We start from the raw sequence: 17,315 nt of genomic DNA, 5'->3' as shown, positions 1-17,315 counted from the left end.
CCGGATGGCCGGACTTCTGCGCCGCTTCGCGGCGGATTCGCGCGGGCGGCCCCGCTGGCGCGGCTAGGGCTTGCCGAGCGCGTCGAGCGCGCCGACGATGTCCCTCACGACGTCCTCGGTCTCCTCGATGCCGACCGACAGGCGGATCAGCGCGGGGGAGATGCCGATCGCCGCGAGCTGCTCGTCGCTGAGCTCGTGGAAGCTCATGATGCAGGGCTGCTCGATGAGCGTCTCGACGCCGCCGAAGCTCGGTGCGATCGCCGCGATGCGCGCGCCGTCCACGACGCGCGACGCCGCCTCTCGCCCGCCGCGCACGATGAAGCTCACGACCCCGCCGAAGCCGCGCATCTGCTCGGCCGCGACCTTGTGATCCGGGTGCGACGGGAGCCCCGGATAGAACACCCGCTCCACCGCGGGGTGCGCCTCGAGCGCGCGCGCCACGGCGAGCCCTGTCGCGTTCTGCCGCTCGACGCGGAGCGCGAGCGTCTTCATCCCGCGCCCGATCAGCGCCGCGGCGTGGGGATCCATGATGCTCCCAAGGACGCTCCGCATGTCGCGGATCAGCGAGATCAGCGCGCTCGATCCGGAGACCGCGCCGCCGAGGACGTCGTTGTGGCCCGACAGGTACTTGCTGGCGCTGTGGACCACGAGGTCGATGCCGCGGCCGATCGGATCGGAGTTGCAGGGGGTCGCGAACGTCGCGTCCACGACCGTCTTCACCCGCGCCTTCTTGCAGATCTCGGCGAAGCGGGACAGGTCGATACAGTGGAGGTAGGGGTTCGTCGGCGACTCGCTCAGCGCGAAGCGCGTGCGCGGCCGGATGGCCGCCTCGAGCTGATCGAACGCGCCCGGGTCGATCAGCGTGTGCTCGACGCCGAGCCGCGAGAGCACGTTGATCACGAACTGCCGTGTGCGGCGGTACACGTCGCGGAACAGGATGACGTGGTCGCCCGCCTTGAGGAGCGCGAACGCCGTGGTCGTCACCGCCGCCATGCCGCTCGCGAAGAGCAGGGCGTCCTCCGCGCGATCGAGCGCCGCGATGCGCTGCTCGACCTCGCGCACCGTGGGATTGCCGTAACGACCGTACTCCTGCCGCTCGGGATCCGCGTCGCCTCCGGCGAAATAGCGCTCGAGGTCCGCCGTGTCCGCAAAGGTGTACGTCGCCGTCTGCGCGATCGCAGGCGCGAGGGTGTGGGAGGGGCGCTGGCGGAGTACGCCCGCGTGCACGGCTTCGGTCGAGTTCGGCAGAGCGGTCTTCATGGTGCTGGAGGCCGGATACCACGTGGAACCGACCGTGATAATTGTCGCACTTGACGCGTCGGAAATATAGGGAATACCATCGGTTATGTCGCAACGAGTCGAGCGCCTTGCGGCGGCCATCGACGTACACGCCGAGAACGTCGCCAAATTCAAACGTGGTGAGCTGACCCCCGACCAGTTCCGTCCTCTACGGCTGGCCATGGGTGTCTACGCGCAGCTCGCGCACGTGAAGCACATGCAGCGGATCAAGATTCCTGGAGGGCAGCTCACGGCTGCGCAGCTGGAAGCCCTCGCGGAAGTCACGGAGCGGTGGGGGCGCGGGCTAGCGCACGTCACGACCCGCCAGGACATCCAGCTCCACTACCTGGAGATCGAAGAGACGATCGACCTGCAGCGCGTGCTCGTGCGCGCGGGGGTGACGACGGTCGGCGCGTGCGCGGACACGCTCCGCAACATCACCGCGTCCCACCTCGCTGGCGTGGTCGAGGACGAGGTGTTCGACGTGACGCCCTACGCGCACGCGGTCACCGAGCACTTCCTCTTCCACGAGCACAACCGGCGGCTACCGCGGAAGTTCAAGGTGGCCTTCTCGGGGAGCGCGCGCGATCACGCGCAGATCATGATCAACGACGTCGGTCTGCTCGCGAAGATCGGCGACCGCGGGCGCGGCTTCGCGGTCTACGTGGCCGGCTCGCTCGGGTCGACGCCCGAGATCGCGCACCTCTGGAAGGAGTTCATCCCGGAGGCCGATCTGCTGCCGGTGTGCGAGGCCGTGGTGAGCGTGTTCCACCGGGACGGAGAGCGGAAGAACCGGAAGAAGGCGCGCCTCAAGTTCCTGCTGCGCAAGATCGGCGAGGCGGAGTTCCTGCGCAGGCTCGACGAGGAGTTCGCTCGCATCAAGGCGGAGCGCGGCGAGGCGCTCGCGGCCGAGCTGACGGAGGAGGTAGCCGGGTACCGGGAGAACGATCCGCCTCCGCTCACGCCGCTGCGGGAGACGCTCGGCGACGGCGCGTTCGCGCGCTGGAAGCGGACCAACACGATCGCGCAGAAGCAGCCCGGCTACCGGGTGGCGACCGTCAAGCTGCCGCTCGGCGACATCACGGCCGAGCAGCTGAGGCGCCTGGCCGACATCTCGCGGCGCTACGGCAACGGCGAGGTGCGGGCGACGAACACCCAGAACTTCGTGCTGCGCTGGGTGCCGGAGGGGCAGCTGCTCAGCCTACACCGCGAGCTCTCGCAGATCGGCCTCGCCGAGGCGGACTCGGGGCACATCACCGACGTGGTGACCTGCCCCGGCGGCGACTACTGCACGCTCGCGATCACGAAGAGCATGGAGGTCGGCACGCGCATCCGGGATCACCTGGTGCCGAACGGCAGCCGCCAGGAGACCGACGACTTCGTCAGCGCCCTCGGCGAGTTCGACATCAAGATCTCGGGGTGCCCGAACTCGTGCGGCCAGCACCACGTCGCGGACATCGGGATGACGGGCCTGATGGTGAAGGGCAAGGACGGCGTGGAGCGCCCGCACTACTCGCTCCGCGTGGGCGGCTGCTGCGGCCCGAGCGCGCGCATCGGCGAGCGCCTCGACGGCCGCATCCCCGAGGAGGAGACGCCCAAGGTCATCGCGGCGATCGCGCGCTTCTACATGGCCGGCCGCGCCGAGGGCGAGAGCTTCCGCGACTTCGTCACGCGCAAGGGCGTGCAGGAGATCACCCGCGCCGGCTTCGCGGCCGCCGAGGGCGCCCTCTGACCGAGCCCCCGCCGTCCCGCGCCCCGCTCAGGAGCGGCGGCGCGGGATGAGGGGGGGATCGCCTGCGAACGGGTTCATCGACAGCGCGGCCAGCACGCCGGCCGCGCCCGCCTTCACCTTCTCCATCCCCGGAGCGACGGGCGCGAGCTCCTCGCGCTCTTCCAGGAGCTCGGGCGGAATTTCGAGCATGAACCGGCTCGGCGTCCTCGGCACCATCTTGCCGCGCGAGCCACGGTGCTTGGCCCGCGTGAGGTAGAGCCGATCGCGGGCCCGCGTGACCGCGACGTAGAAGAGCCGCCGCTCCTCCTCGATGCTGTGACCGCCCGTGTCGCCGCCCTCCGCGCCGCTCGGCGCGGCGTCCGTGGCGCGCTCGTCGAGGCTGCGCTGGTGAGGCATCAACCCCTCCTCCAGGCCGATCACGAACACGTACGGGAACTCGAGCCCCTTCGCGCCGTGCATCGTGGTGAGCGTCACCCGATCGGTGGCCTCCTCTTCCTCGGAGTCCTGCCGCAGGGCGAGCAGCCGCAGGAACTCGGCGAAGCTCGCGCGGTCCCCCTTCCCCTTCTCGTCGCGGCGCGCGAAGACGTTGAGCAGGCCCTCGATGTTGCCCCAGCGGCGCGCCGCGGCGTTGGCCGTGGACGAGCCGGCCATGATGTCTTCCTTGAAGCCGGCATCGGCGAGGAGCGCGCGGGCGACCTCCGCGGAGGGCTCGCCGCGCTCGAACCGCGCGCGCGTGGCCTCGATGATCCGGAGCAGCTGGCGGCAGCCCTCGATCGCGGCGGCGGTCAGCTCGTGCACGGCGTGCGGCCGCGACACCGCCGTCCAGAGCGTCGCGTCGTGCGCCGTCGCGTAGGCGCCGAGCTTGGCCACCGCGACGTCGCCGATGCCCCGCGCCGGGTAGTTCAGGATGCGCCGCAGGCACATCTCGTCGCCCGGGTTGAGCGCGACGCGGAGGTAGGCGATGAGGTCCTTGACCTCCTTGCGCTCGAAGAACTGCTGGCCGCCGATCATCCGGATCGGGATCTGCCGCTCCTTGAGGGCCGACTCGATCGCGGCCGCCTGGAGGTTCGAGCGGTACAGCACCGCGATGTCCTTCGGCCGCGCGGCCTCCCGCTCCAGGAGGCGCTGCGCCTCCGTGGCCACGAAGCTCGCCTCGACGTCGGGGTCCACGCAGATGATGGACCGCACCTTGTCGCCCTCCACGCGGGTGGCGATGAGCGACTTCTTGTGCCGCCGGGCGCCGGACTTGGCGAGCACGGCGTTCGCGACGTCGAGGATCGGCTTGCGGGAGCGGTAGTTGTGCTCGAGCTTGACGACCTTCGCGCCCGAGAAGTGCTCCTCGAAATCGAGGATGTTGCGCACGTCGGCGCCGCGCCAGGCGTAGATCGACTGGTCGTCGTCGCCGACGACGACCACGTTGCGGTGCTCGCCGCAGAGCAGGCGCAGGAGCTCCAGCTGGGCGCGGTTCGTGTCCTGGTACTCGTCGACGATCACGAAGCGGTAGCGCATCCGCCAGCGCTCGAGGACGTCGGCGCGCGACTGCCAGAGGCGGACCACCTCGCAGATGAGATCGTCGAAGTCGAACGCCTGGAACGAGCGCAGCGCCGCCATGTAGCGCGGGTACACGAGCATCGAGATCTCGTCGTACTCGTCGATGCCCTTGCCCTGCCGCTGCGCCTCGGCCCAGGTCTCGGCGTCGAGGAACGCGTTCTTGGCGTTCGAGATGCGCGAGAGGATCGCGCTGACGTCGTAGCTCTTGCCGGCGCGGAGCTCGCGGAGGATCTCGCGGATGACCCCCAGGGCGTCGGACTGGTCGAAGATGGCGAAGGAGCCGCCGCGCAGGCCGAGGGCGCGGGTCTCCGCGCCGAGCACGTCGAGCCCGAAGCGGTGGAAGGTGCAGACCTTGAGCTCGCGCGCGACCTTCGAGCCGACGAGCTTGCCGACGCGCTCGTGCATCTCGGCGGCGGCCTTGTTGGTGAAGGTCATCGCCAACATGGAGCGCGCCGGGATGCCGCGATCGAGGAGGCGGGCGATCCGCGTGGTCACCACGCGCGTCTTGCCGGAACCTGCGCCGGCGAGCACCAGCATGGGCCCGAGCTCGTGCTCGACGGCCGCACGTTGAGACGGGTTCAATAAGTCCGACACCGTGCCGTGGCCTAGCCCGGCGCGCGGCGGAGCGGGAGCTTGATTTTGTCGGAGCGCGGAGGAGGCGCGAGATGCCCGCTGGAAAGGCTCAGATGCCGGGCGGCGTGGCGAACTGCCCCGGGAAGGGGTCCGCCTCCCGGCGGCGCTGGACCTCGTCGAACGTCCAGGGCGTCGTCCCGCGCTCGTTGAAGAGGGCCACGCCGATCACGCCGACGTTCCTCGTGTCGCCGTGCTTCTGGTTCGCGTACGAGCCGCGGACCGAGCCGAAGCGGAACGCGGCGACCGTGTCCACGGACTGGCGGAAGCCGTCGATCTCGAGCTCGCCGTGGGGATCGATCAGGTAACCGCGCTTGCTGAACGCCGCGGCCTGGCCGTCCATGACGTCGAGGCCGTCGACGGAGACGACGCACTCGATCCGGGTCGGCGTGAGGTTGCGCAGCACGATGCTGTAGCGCTGGCCGGCCTCGCCGACGACGTGGGTCTTCTCGCCGGCGACGAAGCCGCTCAGGAAGCCGCCGCCCTCGCCGCGGAGCCCGACCGCGACGGCGCCGCCGGCCAGCGTGAAGGCCTGCGGCGACGTGCGGCGGAAGCCGGACGCGCTCGCCATGGCGCGGGCGCCCTCGGCGTCGTTGTAGAACAGGCTCGCGACGACGAAGGGGCGGTTGACGTCGGCCCGGACGAACGGCGCGGTCGAGATGCGCGACACGCGCGTCTCACCCCACTCGGTGCCGAGGCCCGGGCGATCGATGGGCTCCGGCGCGACCTGGCTGCTCGGCGCCTTGCGCGCCGCCCCCTCGGCGCGCGAGGCGCCGCCCGTGGCGGAGGGCTGCTCCAGCGCGGCCGAAGGCGCCGCGGGCGAGGCGTCGCGCGACGGCGGCGCGGCGGGCGCGCCCGGCTCGAACGCGGCGCCGTCCTCGAACCCCTGTGCGCTGGAGGGCTCGGGAGCGCCCGTGATCGCGCGTCCCCCCTTTGCCGTGGAATCCGCCGGCCGGGCCGCGGTGCTGCCGCCGCAGCCGGCGGTGCCCGCGAGGAGCGATATCGCCAAACAAGCCAGCCCGATTCGTCGCATCCGGTTCATGGTCCCTCCACTCCGCGACTGCGGTGTCGACGCGGTGTCGACCAAGGAACGGGCTCGACGAGGCTACCTTACAGCCGAGCGCGCCTGCGCCGCGGCGGGCGCGGACGGCGGCGCAGGCGCGGCGTGCTCGCTCGCCGCGATCCAGCGCTGTCCGAGCGCGAGCCCGAGCGCGGCCGACGCGACGGCGAGCGCGCCGATGGCGAGCGCGCAGACGGCGAGCGCGGAGGCGCGCGACGCCGCACGGGCGGCGGGCCGCGCCGGAGGTGCGCGCCGCGTCGAGCGCGCCCTCGGGCGGCGCGAGAGGCGCGCGGCGCCGGCCGACGCGGCGAGCAGCGATCGGCGGAGCACCTCGGCGGGCACCTCGCCGCGCGCAGGCGTGCAGGCCGCGACGGCGTCGGCCGTGGTCGGGGTGAGCGCGGTCGCGCTGACCGCCGGCGCGGCGCTCGACGGCGATCCGTCGTGCAACCGGCCGTGCAATCGGCGCACAGCGGCTTCCATGTCGGCGGCCGTCTGGAAGCGATGCTCGGGCGCCTTCGCGATCGCGCGCAGGATCAGCTGCTCGAGCGCCGCCGGGATCGGCTGCGGCGCGAAGCGCGAGGGAGGAGGAGGCTCCCGCTCGCAGTGAGCGAAGCGGAGCGCGTCGCCCCGGCCGCGCAGCTCGTCGAAGGGGCCTCGCCCGGCGACGAGCTCGTAGAGGACGAGGCCCATCGCGTAGATATCCGCGCGCGGATCGATCGGCAGGGCGGCGCACTGCTCGGGCGCCATCGTCCTGGGCGTGCCGATGACGGCGTCCGGGGCGGTCATCGAGGCGCCGGCGTGGAGGAGCTTGGCGACGCCGAAGTCGAGGACCTTGAGCGTGCCGTCATCGCACAGGAACAGGTTCTCGAGCTTGAGATCGCGGTGGACGATGCCCGCCGCGTGCGCGAGCGACAGCGCGGACAGGGCCTGCAGAACCAGGTCGAGCGCTGTCGGGACCGCGACCACGCCGAGGCGCGCGAGCTCGGTCCGGAGATCGCGCCCCTCGAGGAGCTCCATGGCGAAGTAGGGGCGGCCGCCGTCGGTCGCGCCGAGGTCGAACACGCTGGGAAGGCCCGGGTGGCGCAGGCGGGCGATCGAGCGCGCCTCGGCGCGCAGGCGCGCCGAGAGATCGCTGCGGCCGGCGTGGCTGCGGTGCAGCACCTTGACCGCGAACCGGCGGCCGAGCGCCCGGTGCTCGACCTCGTACACCTCGCCCATGCCGCCCTGACCGAGCAGGCGCAGCACGACGTACGGTGTGCCCCGCAGCGGCTCACCCTCGCCCAGCGCGCGGAGCGGCCACCCGTCTTCGAGCGGCTCGCCCTCGCCTCTCGCGCGGAGCGGCCGCGCGAGAGGGGCCCTCGGCGCGAGCGACACCCCGCCCGCGTAGAGCAGCGTGCGCGCCCCGGAGCACTCGGCGGACGCGCCGCTCATCGCGCCCCTCCGGCCGCGAGGCGCGCCCGCGCGCTGCGCTCGCCGTCCGGCGGCGAGGCGCGCCCCGCCCCGCCGAGGGCCGGCGTCTCCCTGCCCCCGTCTTCGCCCTGCGCCTCCGCGAGCGCGGCGGCCATCGCGTCCGCCGTCTGCCAGCGGAGCCCCGGATCCTTCTCGAGCGCGCGCGCGACGGCATGATCGAGCGCCGGAGGCACCCAGAGGAGCGAGCGAAGCCGCGGCGCCGGTGTGCCGAGGTGCGCCCGCATCACCGCCATCGAGTCGACCACCGGAAACGGACCGCGCCCTGTGATCGCCTCGAAGAGCAGGAGGCCCACCGCGTACACGTCGGTGCGAGCGTCGACCTCCTCGCCGCGGATCTGCTCGGGCGACAGGTAGCGCGGCGTGCCGAGGACGTTCGAGCCCATCGACGGCTCCAGCCCCTCGCGGGTCACCTTCGCGATGCCGAAGTCGATGAGCACGGCGTGCTCGGCCTCGGGCGCACCGGACGCGCTGTCCAGATCGGCCAGGCCCTGCTCGGCGCAGCTCGATTGCGCGAGGAAGACGTTCGCCGGCTTGATGTCGCGGTGGACGACGCCGGCGCGGTGCGTCGCCGCGAGCCCGCCGAGCACCTGGATCGCGACGCGCACGGCGGTGGGCGTCGCGAGCGGTCCGCGCGCGTCGAGCCGCTCGCGCATCGTCTCGCCGAAGAGGCGCGGCATGACGAGGAAGGGCCGGCCGTCGCTCGTCACGCCGACCTCCTCGACCTTCACGATGTGGGGATGGCTCAGCGCCGAGAGCGTGCGCCCCTCCTGGACCAGGCGCGCTCCGATCTCGCTCGACCCGTCGTGCATGGCGCGGAGCAGCTTGAGCGCGCGCAGCTGGCCGCGGCGCCCGGTCACCTCGAAGACCTCCGAGCACGAGCCTGCCCCGATCCGACGGAGCACACGGTAGGAAGTCCCCGGCAGCGGCTGTCCGTCTTTCTTTTGCACCATGTCCGTCGACCTCCCTTGCGGGGGCGCGCGGCGGAGCGCCGGCGCCTTCGTTCGGGAAGGGAATCGTCGCTCTCGCGGCGGAAGTTGCGCGAACAAACCGCTCAGATCATCAAAAAACGCGCAATCAACGGATGTGCAGTGCGGCGCGCTGCGAGCCGTTCAGGGCTGTACAAGGGGCGCGCGGCCTTCGCTCAGTGATAGAGGAACCACCGGACGCCCGGCTTGATCTCCATATGATAATGGTCGACGTGCGCCGCATTGAAATTGGGCGTCAGCACATATGTAAAAATCCCGAGATCCGCCGCTTCGCACACGATGGACCGGAGCTCGCGCGCCTCGGGGAGCTCGGGCTGGGGCGCCCCCTCACCGCAGGTCTTGTCCCCGATGCGGCCGTGGAAGTGGCGCGCGACGCTGATCCAGGTGCCGTCGCGCTTCTTGAGCGCGCCGACGTCGATGGCCAGGCCGGCGGGGTGCCGCGTGCCAGGCGGAGCCCACGTACCGCGAGGCTTCTGCGCTGCATCGCTGCGCAGAGCGACGTCGCCACGGTGCTTGACCGCAGACGTCGTGGCCCGGGTCGGCTCCACGGCTTTGCGCCGAGCAGCGCGGCGCGCTCCGACCTTGCCGGCGGCCTTGGCTTGCCCGCTGCGCGCCGCGATCGTGCGCGTGCGCTGGCCAGGAGCCTTGGAGGCGGCGCTTGGCTCGGCTTCCGAGGCGGCCTTCTCCTTCGGCGCGGCCTGCGCTGCGGCCTTCTCCTTCGGCGCAGCCTGCGCTGCGGCCTTCTCCTTGGGCGCGACCCCCGCTGCGGCCTTCTCTTTCGGCGCGGCCCCCGCTGAGGCCTTCTCCTTCGACCCGGCCTCCACCGCCCCTTTCCGCGTCGGCCCGGCCTCCGCTGCGGCCTTCTCCTTCGGCCCGGCCTCGGCGGCCCCCTTCTCCTTCAGGCGTCGCGGTGGCTCATCAGGCGCCTTGGACGCCCCATCGAGCGCGCCCTTCTTGCCGAGCTCCACCGGCGGCGCGGGCTCGACCGGCGAGGCCTGCCTCGTCGATTCCTCGCGGGCAGCGCCGTCCGCAGCCTCTGCCTGTTTCACCGCGCTGTCGGCGGCCTTCGCGTGGGCGATCGGGTGCCCGTGCTCTCCGTCGCCGTCCACGCCCTCGCCGCCGCGCATCGGCACGTTGGGCCGATACATCGTGTAATGGACGACCTCGTCGATATCGTGCCTCGAGAGCACGGCCGCGAAATCGTCGAGGGCGAGCGCGAGGCGCGCGTCCAGGATCTCGAACATGCTCGTCACGCGCTGCTCGGGCGGGAGCACCGAATGAAAGTACACGCCGTTCAGCCGCCCCGTGAGCCGGATCGGAGCGCGCACCCCGGGCGCGTGGTCGACCTTGAGATACAGGATCTTCCGGCGATCCAGCTCCGCCAGCGCCTCTTCGTTCGTCATGTTGGCATAGCGGTACGCCGGGGACGCCTCGGCGACGCTCGCCTCAGGCATCATGAGGAACGGCGACGCGGCCGACGCGGGCGCCGGGCCGAGCGTCGCGACGGACGCAAGCAGCGCGCAGGCCAACGGCTTCATCAGACAGCGAAGTCGGGAAAACGCCACAGCGGCCGCACTCTAACGTGACCGGGCTGGAAGGCTAGAAAATGGGCGGTGGCTGGACCCGTGTGCAGCGCTCGAATCGCGCCGCCGTGACCGCTGACCATCGCGGAGGGACATCCCGGCGGCTAGGCTGAGCGCGCGCGGCCGCGAACCCTGGTCGCCGAGACCCCCGCGTAAGCCCCCGCACCGCGCACTCCAATCCGCGACGAACACGCCTTGCAGCCGCCCACACCCATCGAACCGAGCCGCGACGTCCGCCCACGTGCCGGCGACGAGACACCTGGCGCGCCGGCGGACGCGAACGCCGCCCATGCGAGCGTCGGCGAGCGCGAGCGCGAGCGCCCGCGGGCGCCCGAGCCGACCGCCGCGCGCGCGCTCCTCGCCGCAGGCGTCACGACGGCCGCCGTGACGGCCGTGTCCTACGCGGCGCCGAAGAGCTACGCCGGGACGCTCGTCGGCCTCACCTTCTTCGCGGCGACGTTCTGGCTCGTGCTGAGGTACGACGAGTCGACGATCCGCGCCCACGGCCTGTCGCTCGGGGGGATCCTGGAGCCCGTGCCGCTGTCGCCGAAGCGCCTCGTCCGCGCCGCGCTCCACGCCGTCGCCTGGGCGGCGCTGGTCGCCGCGATCGTCTTTCCGCTCTTCTGGCTGGGCTACCGGCTGTACTGGGGCGCGACCTCGCCGTTCGTGCTGCGCCCGCCGCCATCGCTCGCCGACGAGATCGCCGCGCAGCTGCTCGTGGTCGCGCTGCCCGAGGAGGCGTTCTTCCGGGGCTACCTCCAGAGCGCCCTCGACCGCGTCTTCCCGCCGCGCTTCCGCGTCGCCGGCGCGACGCTCGGCCCGGCGTGGCTCCTCTCGTCGGCGATCTTCGCGCTCGGCCACGTGCTCACGATCCAGCACCCGGCCCGGCTCGCCGTCTTCTTCCCCGCGCTCCTCTTCGGATGGCTGCGAGCGCGCACCGGCGGCATCGGGGCGTCGCTCGTGTTCCACGCGGCGTGCAACCTCCTCTCCCTCACCCTCGCCCGCGGCTACGGCCTGTCGCCGTGAGCGCCTCGCTCCAGGGCGCGGACCGCGCCTTTCGCGGCGCTCCGGCGCGCCGTTGCGTCACACCGGCGGTCGCGAGGCCGGCGGCGGTCGCGACGTCGGCGGCGGTCGCGACGTCGGCGACTTCAGCGAGGGTGGCGGCTGCGACGTGTGCGGGCCCAGCGGGAGGCTCGGACCGGGGATGCCGGCGCGCGTGTCGACCGCCCAGAGGACGATCGCAGCGACGACCGGGCCGATGAAGATCCCCGCCGCGCCGAACAGCTCGAGCCCGCCGAAGATGGCGAGGAGCGCGATGAGCGGGTGCATGCCGCCGTGCGAGCTCTGGACCCACGGCCGGATCACGTTGTCCGAGAGCCCGACGACGACCGCCGCGGCGCACATGCCGACGCCCGCCCCGATGCGCCCGACGACGAACAGGTAGATGGCCGCTCCCAGCGTGACCGGCGTGGTGCCGATCATGGGGACGAGCGAGAGCAGCGTGGCCAGGAGGCCGAAGAGGAACGCGCCCGGCACCTTGCAAGCAAACAGCGCGATCGTCGTCAGCGTCCCCTGGACGGCCGCCGTCGCGAGCAGGCCGAGGACGGCGCCGTGCACCGTGTCCTGGATCGACGCAAAGAGGACGTCCGTCTCCTCGTTCCTGAACGGCGACTGCGTGAGCAACCAGCGCAGCAGCAGGCCCCCGTCGCGGAGCAGGTAGTAGAGCCCGACGATGAACAGGAACGCGTCGACGATCGTCTGCGGCACCGCGGCGACCATGCCGCCCGCGAAGCCGGCGATCGAGCTGCCCACCCGCTCGAACAGGTTGCTCACATACGTGCGGACGTCGTCCCCGGACAGGCCGGCCCTGTTGAGGAGCCCCGTTATCCTCCCGTCGTTCAGGAGGCCTTGGACCCGCTCGATCGTGTTCGACCAGTCCCGCGCGAAGAAGCGGCTTATCGAGGCGGAGGCCTCGATGATGATCACCGCGAGCGGGATGCACACGAGGATGATCACGCCCACCGTCGAGATCGCGGGCGCGAACTTGCGGAAGCGGCCGAGTCGAGGCGCGAGGCGGCCCTGGAGCGGGGAGACGAGGAGCGCGACCAGACCGCCGAGCAGGACGGGGACGAGCAGCCCCTTCACCATCCAGAAGAACAGAGCGATGAGCCCCGCCCGGAGGGCGAACGACAGCCATCGATCGGACTGAAAATCTTGCTGCATCGCCGGGTGCGCTCGCTCCTGGCGCCGCGATCAGCGGCCCATCGCGGGCAAGGTAGGGTGGGCCTCCGGCAACCACCAGCGATTTCCACGTTGCGCAAGCGCGGCGCGCCGGTTCCGGGCTACAGTCAGGCTCGGCGGACGACCGCGGGGGCGCACGGCCGCCTCCACAGCCGCATCCGCTGGAGGGAACGAGGATGAGCACGAGCGGAGGCGGGGTTCCGCCCGGTGGCGGAGGCTGGGGCAACGCAGGCGGCGGCTGGGGAAATGGCGGCTGGGGGTCTAGCCCGCCCGGCGGCCAGGGCGTGGCGCCGGGCGGCGGAGGCGGCGCATCCTCGTCGGGCGGATACCCGCCGCCGCCACCCGGCGGATACCCGCCGCCGGGCGGAACCCCGCCTCCTGGCGCAGGATGGGGCGCGCCCCCAGGCGGCTACGGCGCGCCGCCTGGAGGCGGCTGGGGCCCGCCGCCGGCTCATGGCGGCGGACCGCCTCACGGCGCCCCGGCGCACGCCTATTCCGACAAGGACCAGGCGACAGCCTTCATGCTCGCGGTGTTTCTCGGGACCTTCGGCGTCGATCGCTTCTACCTGGGCCAGACGGGGCTCGGGCTCCTGAAGCTGTTCACGTGTGGTGGCCTCGGCTTCTGGAGCCTCATCGATACGATCCTGATCGGCACCGGATCGATGCGAGACGCCCAGGGGCTCGTGCTCAGGCGCGACGCGCCCGTCGGCCACCCGACCAAGAGCCAGTCCACGCTGTTCTTGCTCTCCTATTTCCTCGGCTACTTTGGCGTAGATCGCTTTTATCTGGGACAGACCGGGCTCGGCATAGCGAAGCTCTTGACGTGCGGCGGGCTCGGCATCTGGTCGCTGATCGACATCCTCATGATCGGCATGGGCCGCTTCCGCGATGCAGAGGGCAACTCGCTGCGGTTCGAGCGCTGATCGAGGGCACACCGGGTCCAGGAGGGGATCGAGCGGAGATAACGAGCCTCGCCGGCCGGCGCAGCGCGCGGCGGCGGGGCTACTCCAGCGCGAGCATCCGCACGGAGCGAGGCACGAGCCGCACCTCGAGCGCCCCGCGCCGCGCCTCGAAGTGCGCGTCGTCCAGCACATCGCGCGCTCGCTGAGCGCTCACGGTGACGCGCGCCACCACGTCCGCGTCCCCGGGGTTCAGCAGGAAGAGCACCCGCGGCGTGCCCGACGCGTCCTCGTGCAGCGTGGCGAACACGCTGTCCGGATCACACGCGAAGGTCGGCAGGCCGAGCGCGTCGATGGCGCGCGACACCGCGGCGTCGGCCGCGGCGGGGTCGTCCTGGAGGAGCGCCGGCAGGTTCTGGCCGGGGGCGAGGAGCCGCTTCAGCTCGTAGGGCCGCGGCAGCTGGCGGAAGGCGCCGTCGAAGGTGGGCTCGCGGGGGCCGAGCGTGATCAGCGTCCCCTGCCTGGACGTCGCCTCGAGCCACGCGAACAGCTCCGGGCTCAGGCCGCCCGAGGTGGCGCAGATGACCCAGCGCGCCCCGACGAGCGAGATGTCGCGATCTTCGCCGCCCACGTGGGCGTAGGGGACGCCGCGCGCGTCGAGCGCCTCCTCGAACGCGCGCACGAACGTGTCGGACTCCACCGCCAGCGGGTAGCCGAGCCCGAGATCGTCCTCGAGGCAGCGATCGCGGGCACCGAAGTTCATGATCGAGAAGAACGCCCCGGTGAGCGGGCCGAAGGCGTGCATCACGCGGGAGAGCCGGCGCTCCGTGCGCGGCGTGACGATGCGCACCGGCGCCGGGCGCCGGAGCTCGTGGAACCTCGTCGCCTCGAGGGCCGCGGAGAGCTTCCGCCAGAAGGCGGCGAAGGGGCGAGGACGGCCGCGCGGATCGATCGGCGCGCCGATCCAGCGGTCGCGCTCGACCGCCATGTAGATGTTGTACCCGCGCAGCCCGTAGGCGAGCGCGGCCATCATCACGAACACGCTGTCGCGCTCCTCGAGCGGCGGGAAGAACGGCGGGAAGCCGGCGCCCATCTCGCACGCGAAGGGCGGCAGCGAGAGCGCCTCGCAGCGCACGGCGAGCTCGCTCGTCCGGCGGGCGATGATCTGCCGGGTGCTCGGGCTCGCGATGCTGTAGTAGTCGAGGCCGACGAGGTCGACGACGCGCGAGATGCGCGCAGGGTTGAGCGGCGTCGCGTCCTGTCCCATCGGGAAATTGTGCATCGTGGGCAGGCCATCGACGCCCGCCGCGGAGAGCGCCCTCGCGAAGCGGCCCATGGCGGTCTCGAGGAGGTGCTCGTGGAACTCGCTCCAGTCGAGGTGGCGCGCGAGATCGCCCGGCGTCTCGGCGTCGAACGCGACCGGCGGCGTGATCGTGGCGAACCGCAGGTCGCCCTCCTCGGCCTGCGCGCGCTCGCGGGCGACCGCGCGCACGAGCGCCGCGCCGACGTCCTCGACCGCGTCGCCCTCCGGCGTGGGCTCCGCCCGCTTCGCGTAAGCGCGCTGGAGCGCCTCGATCGTCCGGTACTTCTCGCGCAAGAAGTCGCGGTACAGGGAGATCGCGTCCGGGTGGTAATCCTGATCGTACGCCCCGTCGCGGAAGTAGAGCGCGCCCTCGTTGTCGATCTGCAAGAGCACGATGGGCCCGTCCGGGTAGAGGTGCGGCGTGAGGACCGGGGCGAGCGCGTTGAAATAGCGGGCGACCTCGTCGTGGAATGCGTTGCTCGCGTAGCTCGGGACCGGGAACCCGTACGGCAACATCGGGAGCACGACCGGGTTGTTCCGCGCCGAGCGGGCCTGGCAGCTCGGGTCCCAGATGACGCGCTCGGGGATGCCGAAGCAGGTGAGCTCGGCGTTGATGTGCGGGCCAGGGCGGGCGATGACGTAAAAACCGAGCTCGTGCGCGAGGCGGAGAAAGGCGCCGACGTCGCGGCGCGGATCGGCCCGGCCGAAATCGAACTGCCCCGGGCCGGTCTCGTGGACGGCCCATGGCACATAGATGTCGATCAGGTGAACGCCGAGCGAGCGCGTGGCCTCGAGGCAGGCGCGCCAGTGCTGCGGGTCGAGCCGCCAGTAGTGCACGCTGCCGGCGTACAGCGGGACCAGCTTGCCGCCGATGTCCAGGCCGCCCGGGGCAAGGCGTACCCCCCGCGCGAAACGTTCCTCTGGAGAGCTCGCGTCCTGCGTCGTGGCCACGCGCGCGCACACTAGCAAGGATCGCAGGGAGATCGATACCGCCGCGTTCGGCCCGGCGCGCGCCGGATGGGGCGACGTCGGTCCTTGACTCAGCACTCAGCGCTCAGCGCTCAGCGCAGGATCGCCACCGAGCGCGCCACGAAATCGTAAACGGGCCCCCAGTAGACCCCGAGCAGCAGGGTCGGAACCGCGAGCGCGCACGTCGTCGCGCCGAGCAGCGGCCGCACCTGCGCGGGCTCGGTGCGATCGCTCTTGTCGAGATACATCGTGCGGAGCAGGCGCGCGTAATAGAAGAGCGAGATCACGCTGTTCAGCACACCGACGACCGCGATGACCCAGCTCCACGCGCCCCCGGCGGCGAGCAGCGCCGAGAAGAGGTAGAATTTGCCGATGAAGCCGGCCATCGGGGGCAGGCCGGTGAGCGAGACCAGGAACACGGCCATCGCCGCGGCGACGAGCGGGGCGCGGCGCCCGAGCCCCCGGAAGGCGGCGAACGTCTCGTCTCCGCCGCTCTCCTCGGCCACGGCCATCACCACCATGAACGCGCCGAGGTTCATGAAGCAGTAGGTGACGATGTAGAACGCGATCGCGGCGACGCCGGCGCCGCTGAACACCGAGAAGCCGAGCAGCATGTACCCCGCGTGCGCGATGCTCGAGTAGGCGAGCATGCGCTTCACGTTCTCCTGCTCGAGCGCCGACAGGTTGCCGACGGTCATGGTCGCCATCGCGAGGCACCCGAAGAGCACCGGCCACGGCGTCGCGACGCCGGGCGACGCGCTCCCGGCGCCGAGCGCGTCCGAGAAGAAGCGGATCAGCACCGCGAAGCCCGCCGCCTTCGGCCCCACCGAGAGGAACGCGGTCACCGGGGTCGGCGCGCCCTCGTACACGTCGGGCGTCCACATGTGGAACGGGGCGGCGCTGATCTTGTAACCGAACCCCGCGAGCATGAAGGCCGTGCCGACGAACACGACCTCCGGCACCTTGCCCTGCTGCGCCGTGAGCGCGGCGATCCGCGCCCCGCACTCGTCGAGCCTCATCGACGCGGTGATGCCGAAGATCCAGCTCATCCCGTAGAGCATGATCCCCGACGCGACGCCGCCGAAGATGACGTACTTGAGCGCCGCCTCGCTCGATTTCGCGTCGTTGATCTTGAAGCCCGCCAGCACGAAGCTGATGACGCTGACGAGCTCGAGCGACAGGTAGATGAGCAGCAGGTGGCGGCTCGCCGCCATCAGGTTCATGCCCAGCGAGAGCACGAGGATCAGCGTGAAGAGCTCGCCCGAGTCGCGGCGGAGCTCGGGCTCGATCCCAGGGGCCCGCGGGGGCACCAAGAAGAGGATGATCGCCCCGGTGACGAGCGCGAAGATCACGCGGAAGAGGTTCGAGAAGCGATCGAACGCGAGCAGGCCGTGGAAGAGCGCGCGAGGGCCGGCGTCCGTCGCCAGGAAGTACGCGCCCAGCCCGCCTGACCAGGCGAGCGCCGCGAGGCTGAGGATCACGAGGCCGGCGAGCTTGAGGCGCGCCGGGGACGCGAGGTCCCACACGACGAGCAGCAGGGCCGCCGCGATGAGGCCGAGCTCCGGCGCGAAGTAGGCGAGGCTCGCCACGTTGTCGAGGGCGCGGGGTTCCAC

The 17,315-nt window shown here is 71.8% G+C and carries 12 protein-coding genes; 3 read left to right on the top strand and 9 right to left on the bottom strand.

Translation table 11 applies throughout. From position 1 onward, the window contains the following. Positions 1-63: 63 nt before the first annotated feature. Positions 64-1,260 (bottom strand): trans-sulfuration enzyme family protein, encoded by a 1,197-nt coding sequence (locus POL72_RS41685; protein WP_272102430.1) that lies wholly within the window; start codon positions 1,258-1,260, stop codon positions 64-66. Positions 1,261-1,345: 85 nt separating this feature from the next. Here POL72_RS41685 and POL72_RS41680 point away from each other — a divergent pair, with 85 nt between their 5' ends. Further along, positions 1,346-3,010: a nitrite/sulfite reductase gene (locus tag POL72_RS41680; RefSeq protein WP_272102429.1), complete on the top strand. Its 1,665-nt coding sequence runs from the start codon at positions 1,346-1,348 to the stop codon at positions 3,008-3,010. Positions 3,011-3,037: 27 nt separating this feature from the next. Here POL72_RS41680 and POL72_RS41675 read toward each other — a convergent pair whose 3' ends face one another. The 5 genes from POL72_RS41675 to POL72_RS41655 form a co-directional block, all read right to left on the bottom strand. After that, positions 3,038-5,155 carry an ATP-dependent helicase gene (locus POL72_RS41675; protein ID WP_272102428.1) on the bottom strand — a complete coding sequence of 706 codons (2,118 nt, stop codon included), beginning with the start codon at positions 5,153-5,155 and terminating at the stop codon, positions 3,038-3,040. Between the two features lie 88 nt (positions 5,156-5,243). Continuing rightward, positions 5,244-6,233: a hypothetical protein gene (locus POL72_RS41670; protein WP_272102427.1), complete on the bottom strand. Its 990-nt coding sequence runs from the start codon at positions 6,231-6,233 to the stop codon at positions 5,244-5,246. A gap of 63 nt (positions 6,234-6,296) precedes the next feature. Then, a complete protein-coding gene (locus POL72_RS41665) occupies positions 6,297-7,682 on the bottom strand; it encodes a serine/threonine-protein kinase (protein ID WP_272102426.1) in 1,386 nt (461 codons plus the stop codon). Continuing rightward, positions 7,679-8,671 (bottom strand): serine/threonine-protein kinase, encoded by a 993-nt coding sequence (locus POL72_RS41660; protein WP_272102425.1) that lies wholly within the window; start codon positions 8,669-8,671, stop codon positions 7,679-7,681. Before POL72_RS41660 ends, POL72_RS41665 begins: the two co-directional genes overlap by 4 nt. 191 nt (positions 8,672-8,862) lie before the next feature. Then, positions 8,863-10,245: an extensin family protein gene (locus tag POL72_RS41655; RefSeq protein ID WP_272102424.1), complete on the bottom strand. Its 1,383-nt coding sequence runs from the start codon at positions 10,243-10,245 to the stop codon at positions 8,863-8,865. 240 nt (positions 10,246-10,485) lie between these two features. Here POL72_RS41655 and mrtC point away from each other — a divergent pair, with 240 nt between their 5' ends. Beyond that, the gene (mrtC, locus tag POL72_RS41650; RefSeq protein ID WP_272102423.1) at positions 10,486-11,316 is read left to right on the top strand and encodes a myxosortase MrtC; all 831 of its coding nucleotides are present in this window, start codon (positions 10,486-10,488) and stop codon (positions 11,314-11,316) included. 57 nt (positions 11,317-11,373) lie between these two features. Here mrtC and POL72_RS41645 read toward each other — a convergent pair whose 3' ends face one another. Further along, positions 11,374-12,513 (bottom strand): AI-2E family transporter, encoded by a 1,140-nt coding sequence (locus tag POL72_RS41645; protein WP_272102422.1) that lies wholly within the window; start codon positions 12,511-12,513, stop codon positions 11,374-11,376. A 194-nt stretch (positions 12,514-12,707) separates the two neighbouring features. Here POL72_RS41645 and POL72_RS41640 point away from each other — a divergent pair, with 194 nt between their 5' ends. Further along, positions 12,708-13,454, top strand: a complete 747-nt coding sequence (locus POL72_RS41640; RefSeq protein ID WP_272102421.1) for a TM2 domain-containing protein — start codon at positions 12,708-12,710, stop codon at positions 13,452-13,454. Between the two features lie 79 nt (positions 13,455-13,533). Here the strand turns inward: POL72_RS41640 and POL72_RS41635 are convergent, their stop codons facing one another. Further along, complete coding sequence (locus tag POL72_RS41635; RefSeq protein WP_272102420.1) at positions 13,534-15,684, bottom strand: beta-galactosidase; 2,151 nt, start codon at positions 15,682-15,684, stop codon at positions 13,534-13,536. A gap of 110 nt (positions 15,685-15,794) precedes the next feature. Then, the gene (locus POL72_RS41630) at positions 15,795-17,315 is read right to left on the bottom strand and encodes an NADH-quinone oxidoreductase subunit N (RefSeq protein ID WP_272102419.1); all 1,521 of its coding nucleotides are present in this window, start codon (positions 17,313-17,315) and stop codon (positions 15,795-15,797) included.

It is taken from the genome of Sorangium aterium, assembly GCF_028368935.1.
GTDB classification, from domain to species: domain Bacteria; phylum Myxococcota_A; class Polyangia; order Polyangiales; family Polyangiaceae; genus Sorangium; species Sorangium atrum.
This window is presented reverse-complemented; position numbering and strand designations above follow the sequence as displayed.